The sequence below is a fragment of the Streptomyces sp. NPDC059900 genome, assembly GCF_050270335.1.
GTDB lineage: Bacteria > Actinomycetota > Actinomycetes > Streptomycetales > Streptomycetaceae > Streptomyces.
In genome coordinates, this window is record NZ_JBNNJZ010000913.1 from 1 (window position 1) to 2,214 (window position 2,214).

Below are 2,214 nucleotides of genomic sequence, written 5' to 3' on the forward strand. Positions count from 1 at the left end.
CCTGCTGGCACTCAGTGCCATCTGGTGCGGAGGCGTCGACGCCGAGCGCGGCGCATCCGAGCCGAATGCAGGGGGTCGAGACGGTGTCCCAGCAGGAATTGAGCGTCGCGCCGACGGAGCACGAGCGGACCGGCCTGATCTATCACCGCTGCCGGTGGTGCGGCACCGCGTCCTTCCGGCGCATGCTGTGTCCGGTGTGCGCGTCCAGTGATCTGGCGACCGAGCACAGCGACGGCGAAGGCGTCGTCGTCCAGTCCAGCGTGGTCAACCGCTATACGGGGACCGCACGCAACGAGTCATTGGTCCGTTTCCCCGAGGGGTTCGTGTTCCGCTGCCGTGTCGTGGGTGCCTCTCCGCATCTCGTCTGGGTCGGCGCGCGCGTGCGGCCCGTGGCCGGGTCCGATCCGGAGACCGGAGAGGCCGTCTTCGAGCTCTGCGAGACGAACGCGAGCGCCGACTGGTAGCACGGCGGGCGTGCCGCGGATCAGTTGACGCCGCGCTCGCGGCCCTCCCAGTAGGGCCCGCGCAGCTTGTACTTCTGGAGTTTTCCGGTGGCCGTGCGGGCCAGCTCGTCGCGGAACTCCACCGAGGTGGGCGCCTTGAAGCCGGCGAGGTGCTCCTTGCAGTGCCGGATGAGTTCCTCCTCCGTCGCCCGCGCGTCCGGAGCGAGGACGACCAGCGCCTTGATGGTCTCGCCCCACTTCTCGTCGGGCACCCCGATGACCGCGACCTCGGCGACCGCGGGGTGGCTGAACAGGACGTCCTCCACCTCGATGGAGGACACGTTCTCACCGCCGGTGATGATGACGTCCTTCTTGCGGTCACTGATCGTCAGATGGCCGTCGGCGCCGATCGTTCCGCCGTCGCCCGTATGGAACCAGCCGTCTTCCAGGGCCTTCGCGCTCTCCTCGGGCTGCTCCCAGTACCCCTCGAGGATCACGTTCGAGCGGGCCAGTACCTCGCCCTCGTCCGATGTGCGCAGCGTGACGCCCAGGGCGGGGGCCCCGGCCTGGACCAGCTTCTCCGCGCGCTGCTGCGAGCCGAGGCCGTCCCACTCGGCGCGGGAGCGGTTGATGGTGAGCAGGGGAGAGGTCTCGGTGAGGCCGTAGATCTGGATGAACTCCCAGCCCAGCTCGGACTCGACCTGTGCGACCGTCTTGGTGGGCGGCGGAGCCCCGGCGACGATGATGCGCACCCGGTCACGGCCCGGGATCTCCCCTTCCCAGGTCCGCGCCGCGGCGAGGACCGCGTTGACCACCGCGGGCGCCGCGCACATCACCGTGACGCCGTGCTCGGCCACGCGGCGCAGGATTTCCGCGCCGTCCACCTTGCGCAGCACGATGTGGCGCGCGCCCATGCCGGACATCGCGAAGGGCATGCCCCAGCCGTTCGCGTGGAACATCGGCAGGGTGTGCAGATAGACGTCCCGGTCGCTGACCCCGGCGTGCAGCGCGAACGTCAGGGCGTTCACCCAGATGTTGCGGTGCGTGATCTGTACGCCCTTGGGGCGCGCGGTGGTTCCGCTGGTGAAGTTGATGGTCGCGGTGGCGTTCTCGTCGGGCTGCCAGGGCTCGGGCTCGGTGTCGAAGCGGTACAGCTCCGCGTCCGCCTCCGGGCCGAGCGTATAGCGGTGCTTGCAGGTCACCCCGGAGAGGCGGTCCTCCAGTTCGGGGTCGACCAGCAGGACGCTCGCCCCCGACTGGCCGACGATGTAGTTCACCTCCTCCGCCGAGAGCCGGAAGTTGACCGGGACGAGGACCCGGCCGTAACCGCTCACGCCGAAGAACGACGTGAGCAGCCGTGCGCTGTTGGGCGAGACGACCGCCACCCGTGCGCCGTGCGGCACCCCGAGCGCGTCGAGACCGGCGGCCTGGGCCCGCGCCAGCTCGCCCACGCGCCGGTAGGTGAGCCCTTCCCAGGGCTCGGCCGGCTGATCCGGCTCGTCGACGATGCCGACCCGTTCCCCGTATACGGTCGTGGCGCGGTCCAGAAAATCTAGGGCCCCGAACGGGACGAACATCCTGGCCTCCCGAAGCTCAGTTGATGTACGTCGCCTATCCGACCACGCCCCGCGGGAAACCGGGCACCTGTCGCGGCACCTGAGCGGATAGCGGGGAGAGGAGCCGGGAAGGATGGTTTCGGTGCGGCGGCGATCGCGGCCGTACCGGGGACGGTCCCTCTCCGACGTGTGGGACCGTCACTTTTCCGGTGCGA

The 2,214-nt window shown here is 69.9% G+C and carries 2 protein-coding genes; one reads left to right on the forward strand and one right to left on the reverse strand.

Going from position 1 to position 2,214, the window contains the following annotated elements:
- On the forward strand, nt 1–464 hold a 464-nt coding region (locus ACQKIP_RS45625), incomplete at its 5' end, for a Zn-ribbon domain-containing OB-fold protein (protein ID WP_427745691.1).
- 20 nt (nt 465–484) lie between these two features.
- On the opposite strand, the gene ACQKIP_RS45630 is transcribed toward ACQKIP_RS45625, so the two are convergent.
- A complete protein-coding gene (locus tag ACQKIP_RS45630) occupies nt 485–2,020 on the reverse strand; it encodes an AMP-binding protein (protein WP_365866959.1) in 1,536 nt (511 codons plus the stop codon).
- Nucleotides 2,021–2,214 lie beyond the last annotated feature (194 nt).